Source organism: Microcystis sp. M_QC_C_20170808_M3Col, from assembly GCF_007095505.1.
GTDB lineage: Bacteria > Cyanobacteriota > Cyanobacteriia > Cyanobacteriales > Microcystaceae > Microcystis.
Window position 1 is genome coordinate 1 of record NZ_SFBY01000197.1, and the last position, 6020, is coordinate 6020.

4 protein-coding genes are annotated in these 6020 nt (G+C 46.2%); all 4 read left to right on the forward strand.

Features of this window, described 5'->3' with window-relative positions; all coding sequences use genetic code 11:
- The first annotated feature begins 811 nt into the window (after positions 1-811).
- The 4 genes from pilM to EWV84_RS08755 all read left to right on the forward strand — a co-directional run bounded on the left by pilM (position 812) and on the right by EWV84_RS08755 (position 5707).
- Positions 812-1927, forward strand: coding sequence for a type IV pilus assembly protein PilM (pilM, locus tag EWV84_RS08740; protein ID WP_287077689.1), 1116 nt, complete (start codon positions 812-814; stop codon positions 1925-1927).
- 9 nt (positions 1928-1936) lie between these two features.
- Positions 1937-2710, forward strand: a complete 774-nt coding sequence (locus EWV84_RS08745) for a PilN domain-containing protein (protein ID WP_287077690.1) — start codon at positions 1937-1939, stop codon at positions 2708-2710.
- Positions 2707-3498 (forward strand): pilus assembly protein, encoded by a 792-nt coding sequence (locus tag EWV84_RS08750; RefSeq protein WP_287077691.1) that lies wholly within the window; start codon positions 2707-2709, stop codon positions 3496-3498. The genes EWV84_RS08745 and EWV84_RS08750 overlap by 4 nt, the downstream gene beginning before the upstream one ends.
- A 73-nt stretch (positions 3499-3571) precedes the next feature.
- Positions 3572-5707: a secretin GspD/PilQ domain-containing protein gene (locus EWV84_RS08755; RefSeq protein WP_287077692.1), complete on the forward strand. Its 2136-nt coding sequence runs from the start codon at positions 3572-3574 to the stop codon at positions 5705-5707.
- Positions 5708-6020 lie beyond the last annotated feature (313 nt).

Consider the following 6020-nt stretch of genomic DNA (forward strand, 5'->3'; position numbering starts at 1 on the left):
AGAGAAGATGCAAGGGTTTTGAGTAATTTTAGCAGATTCAGGGGCACCTGAGCGACTCTCAATCAAGCTAAAAGCCCTTTCCTGTAAGGTTTTTAGCTTTATTCAGCAAACCCTAATTACCGTTTTTTTATTGTAGAGTTAGATAAGTGAAAGCCTTGCCTGCTAAGGATTACGTTAAAAATTACCTATGCAAACTCATCTAAAATTAATTTAGACTAGGTACTTAAGATTTCTTGAACTTTTGTCTTGAGGAGTCCTGCCTTTCATTTTTGAATTGGCGGGCGGTGAAAATGCGTCTTAGCTTAAAACCCGATGCCCGACCCCCGACACCCTGCCCCCACGAAAAACTTTTTCAGCAAACCCTAACTAGGGAAAGCTGACTTGATCTAGTGGAGCAGAAAAAAAAGGGGGGGGTAATGGCCAATTTTTAGCTTGGACTTGGTTCTTTCACCAAAATTGATTACAATATTACCATCAATAGGCACTTCCTCTCCTCTCACCCACTCGAGATTAACCTCGATCTGAACAAAGATAATCGGGTTACGGCGGTTCCTCTATCCATCTGGCACAGACAAATCCTTATTGGATAAGCATTTCCACTTAGAAGATGTACCAGACTGAGCCTGAATCCGCCGTAGCGAGTGCAGGAATAGGTTCTCTACTCCTCGATTTTCACCTTTTCTGGGTAATTTACCCAGTCAAGATCGTTTATAGACTGATTTACTGCCTTGATCGACCCTAGATAAAATCAGGTCAAAAAATTATTGCCTTTGTTAATCACCAATCCCCTTAGAGCTGCCCAAGAAAATCTATGGTAAGTTTTTTTAAAAAGCTATTGACAAAAAAACCTCAAGGTGTTGGGTTAGAGATCACCCCGGAGCGTATTAACATAGCTCAGATCGCCAAACAGGGACAAAATTATAAATTAGTTAAATGTTGTTCGTCGGATATCCCGGAAGGCATCTTTGAGGAGGGAAAAATCGTCGATTCCCCCGCTTTAGCGGAATTAATCCAAGAAGTCCTCAAGGAAAATAAAATTAACAGCAAACGAGTCGCTACTGGTGTGCCGATGCGCGAGTCAATTATCCGGATTATCCCCATTCCCTCGGAATTGGACGATCAGGAATTGCGAAATCTGGTCTTAAATCATGAGGCTAGTTTATACCTTCCCTATCCTCGCGAGGAAGTGGATCTCGACTACCAAAAACTCGGCTACTTTCAGGATGAAGACGGGATCGAAAAAGTACAAGTATTATTAGTTGCTACTCGTCGGGAGATTACCGATGCCTATATGGAAACCTTCCAACAGGCAGGATTACAGGTAGATGTGCTAGAAATTAATAGTTTTGCCCTAATTCGGACGATTCGCGAGCATTTGCGACAGTTTAGTTCCAATGAAGCCGCCGTTATTGTTGATATAGAATTTGATAACACGGAAATTGCCATCGTGGTTGACGGCGTTCCCCAATTTTCCCGCACTGTCCCCATCGGCACTTTCCAGCTACAAAATGCCCTCTCCAGGGCGATGAATTTGCCCACCTCCCGCAGTCCTGAGATTCTTTTGGGGATGACAATTCCGATTATTGCCTTTGATAGTCTTAGCACCAATACCGGCACTTCCGGGTCCCCTACTAACGCCGGGATGACGGCAGTGATGCGCGTTTTAGGGGAATTAACTGATGAGTTACGGCGATCGATTAATTTCTATCTTAACCAAAGTGATGAACTGGAAATCGTCCAGTTACTTTTAGCCGGTCCCGGGGGCGGTTTAGCGCAACTAGACGAATATTTTACTCAACGTCTCGGCGTCCCCGCCATGGCAATCGATCCGATCGCATCACTGAACTTAGATACAACTCAAGAGATTCCTAATATCGAAAGACCTGGATTAGTAACAGTTCTCGGTTTAGGATTACGGGAGGTATAGACAAAAATTATGTATAGTCTTGACGTTAATTTTCTTAAGGATCGCCATCTCCAGCAAACGGGCAAAGGAACAACCCCCGCGGCCAAGATTTCCACCGCTATTAACCTGCGTAAACAAACACCCCTGTTGATCGGTGTGGGAGTGGGGGCTGGATTATTGACACTGACGGGATTACTCGGTTTAATCGTCGGTTGGCAAACCAGCGAAACTCAGGCCAAAATTCAGCAACTGGACGCGGAATTAGGTCAACTGCAAGCCCAAAGCAAAAAGCTAGAAGACCTGAGAGCGCAATTAACGGCAGTAGAAGGAGAAAATCAATCTCTGGTAACTGTATTCAATCAGATTAGGCCTTGGTCAGCCATTCTTCAAGAAATTCGCCAACAAACTCCCCCTAGCGTCCAGCTAACCAGTGTGCAGCAGGTGGAGGTTCCCGCCGCCCCAGATCAAGGGCAACCGAATCCAGCTACTCAGTTAAAAATCAGTGGTTTTGCCAGTAGTTACGAAGCAGTAAATGATTATCTCTTAACCCTGCAAGCTTCTCCTTTTTTACAGGGCAAGAAAACCGCGATCGAAAGTGCTGCCCTAGCCGATTTACCCGTACAGGTGGCTAATAAGTACAAAAATATTAATATTACTTTCCCCCAAGCGGTTCAATTTGTGATCACCGCCCAATTAAGTGATACTCCCGCTACTCAACAACTGCTCAATCTTGCCCGCAATGGTGCGATCGGAGTTGTCACTAGGATTAATACTCTCAAACGCCAAGGAGCCATTCAACCATGACCTTTACCGAAGAATTTGAAGATCGGGAATTAGAGGAATTTGAAGAGTATCCTATCGCTTTCGGGATAACTTTTACTCCCCGCAATAGTGGCATCGCTGCTGGTGTGGTGGGTTTACTAGGTTCTTTCTATCTGCTTTTTAACTGGGTGATGCCCGCTTATAATACCTTGCAACAGTTGCAAAACGATGCAGCGGGCAAACAACAACAGTTAGATCAACAAAAAAGCGGTCTGAGAGCCTCCGAATTCCAAACAATCGAGAGTCAGTTGCAAGAAAAAAAAGCTATTAAACAGCAAATACTCGCGCTTTTTGCCAAAGAAGAGGACTTAAGCACGATTCTCTTAGATATTAGTAATATCTTTAAGTCTCGCAATGTTAAGCTGATTAGCTTCCAACCCCAAGGACTAGAACCAGTGGTGGTTTCCGATGGTTCCCTCGGTAGCGCGGTTAATAATAAGCTCAAACGTCAAACTCTGAACGTCAAGATCGAAGGGAACTATGCTAACACTCAAGAGGTTATTCGGGATTTAGAAAGATTACAGCCGCTCATTTTGCTAAACAGTCTCAATACCCAGATAGAAAAGGAAGGATCGGCAGTTAAAGTGGTTAGTACCGGCAACAATAAAGCCACTATCGTTCGCCAAGGCGATAAACCCGTTACTACCACCTTTCTTCTCGATGTGATTATTCCTCTCAATGCCGAAGAATTAGCGAAATTAGCACCGCCACCCCCCGCCGCTGGTCAACCCCCCGCCGCTGGTCAACCCCCCGCTAGTCCGCCCCGATAATAGTCTTCAATCCGGTGTGAGTATTGCGTTTTTTGTCCGTTGAATCCCGTAATTGTTGAGGAGTGAAGTTAAAGTGAATCCGTCCCGCTATGCCCTGTTTATCCCCCAAATTGCCTCGTTTTTATTGATGGCTCCCCTGAGCGCTTTGGCCGAAACCCCCATTTCCTTCCATGGTTCAGAGTTAAGATCCGCTACATTAAAAGTTGAATTTTGGCAAGAGTTTAGTAAAGAAAATTTACAAAAGTCGCCAAATCAGCTTGTCCCTTCAAGCGCAGCCGTACAAAAGGAAATCAGCGATCGCATTTTAGCTAGTGAAAAACTGCTCGCCCAAAGTGCGCCCCTTGTCCCCAACCCCGAAATTATCATTCAAGGCGCACCCCAAGCCCCCGGTGTTCCCACCCTACCCCGGGCCGTCGCCCCACCGGTGGGAGATATTGCCATCTCTAACATCGATGCTAGTGCCGAAAAGGTCAAATTCGAGCGTAATATGACTGTACCTCGCATTTTACTGCGGGAAGCTTCCGCTAGAGAAGTGTTAATGACCCTTGCTAACTATGCCGGTTATAACGTCGTTTTCACCAGCGCCCAGGGGGAAGCTAACGCCACCTCTCAGACAGTTTCCTTGGAATTTACTAACGAATCGGTGGAAAACATTTTTAACGCCGTGTTGTTAATTTCCGGACTCCAGGCTAACCGTCAGGGTAAAACCATCTTTGTCGGGGCGCAATTACCCCAAGGGGCTCGTAATCTGATTAGCCGCACCCTGCGTCTCAATCAAGTCAAAGCCATCGCCGCCGCCACTTTCCTCGCTACCCAAGGGGCAGAATACCAGCGTTTAGTTACCCAAACCGAGGATATCGTCGATCCCCTCACCGGACGGGTAATCGGTCGCCGGGATGTTCCTCCCACCCTAGAGGCACTAACACCCCAAAACACAGAAGGATCAAAAGCTGCCTTACTTTTAACTGGTTTAAGAATTGCCGCCGATGATCGCCTTAATTCTATCAATTTAATCGGCGAACCCCGACAAGTCCAAATCGCCACATCTTTATTAACCCAACTGGATGCTCGTCGCCGTCAGGTGGTGGTTAATGTGAAAGTTATCGATGTCAACCTGCTCAATACAGACCGCTTTAACAGTAGTTTTTCCTTCGGTTTTAACGATGGTTTCTTCGTTCAAGATAACGGGGCAGCAGTGCTGAACTTTGGTAATATGAACCCACCTACTAGCTCAACTGTATCCAGGCCGGGGGCTTTTGCACAGCCTGTTGTACCGATTTTTGATATCATATCGGGTACGGGGACAGCAGAAATTCAAACTTTTCTTGACATTCAGAATGGCGCTCCCTTTGGCCGTGTTAACCAGGGACCCAATGACTTTTCAGGGGGTCTAACACCCTACTCGCGCCCTAGTTTTGGTCGGATTAGTAACCCTTTTCAGCCCGGATTGAGTGAATTTACACCAGGCGAGCCAAGTACGTTCAATCCCATCACTGGAGTCACTACACCGGGTAAATCACCTGTCTTCACCTACGAACCCCCGAACCTCTTCCAATATCCTCAAAAATTCCTGATGACCCTGCAAGCGTCAATTCAGACAGGAAATGCCAAGATTCTCACCGATCCCTCCCTGGTGGTGCAGGAGGGTCAGCAGGCAGTGGTGAAACTAACCGAGAAAGTGCTGGTCAGTGTTGAAACAAAAATTGATACCAATGGCAATGGCAATGAGAGAATTACAACTCCTGTGTTTGGTGATGCTGGACTGACCTTAACCGTCGATGTGAATCAAATTGACGATAATGGTTACATCAGTTTAAATGTTGCGCCTACAATTGCCCAACCTGGGCCCCCGATTCGATTTGATAGCGGTGGTCTCACAGTCAACACATTGACCCCTTTGATTACCCGGGAATTATTATCGGGTTTAATTCGTCTTCGGGATGGACAGAGTTTAATTCTTTCGGGGATTATCCAAGAACGCCAACAGAGTTCTGAGTCAAAAGTGCCGATTTTAGGGGATATTCCCATTTTAGGGGCTTTATTCCGCAGTCGTAGCAATCGCAACGATCGCTCGGAGGTGATTATTCTCCTCACTCCCAAAATCATCGAGGATACGGCCACCTCTACCCTCGGCATCAACTATCAACCGGGCCAAGATGCGGCGGAAATGCTTCAGCGTCAAGGTTTCCCCGTACAACCGCGACAGTAATCAGTAATCAGTTATTTGACACTCTCGCCGTCAAGCTACGCTGTGACGGGAGATTCTTGCTTCTACTCCTCTTAACTAGGGTTTGCTGAAAGAAGCTACAACCTTTATTGGAAAGGGCTTTTAGCTAGATTGAGAGCTTCCCAAATGCACTTAAATCTGCGCTTAATCGCTCAAAACCCTTGCATCTTCTCTCATTAGTGCTAATGTACCGTAAAAGCGAGTTACCCTCAACGCCACCGGACAACTTCGAGTTTCCCTCGGAGGGGAAATTATCCCCAGACAATCGTTGGGTTATCATGGCCAATCTAATTCC

Excerpts from the sequence above, each read along its gene's own strand:
- pilM (WP_287077689.1), top strand. The coding sequence starts at position 812 with ATGGTAAGTTTTTTTAAAAAGCTATTGACAAAAAAACCTCAAGGTGTT.
- EWV84_RS08750 (WP_287077691.1), top strand. The coding sequence starts at position 2,707 with ATGACCTTTACCGAAGAATTTGAAGATCGGGAATTAGAGGAATTTGAA.
- EWV84_RS08745 (WP_287077690.1), top strand. The coding sequence starts at position 1,937 with ATGTATAGTCTTGACGTTAATTTTCTTAAGGATCGCCATCTCCAGCAA.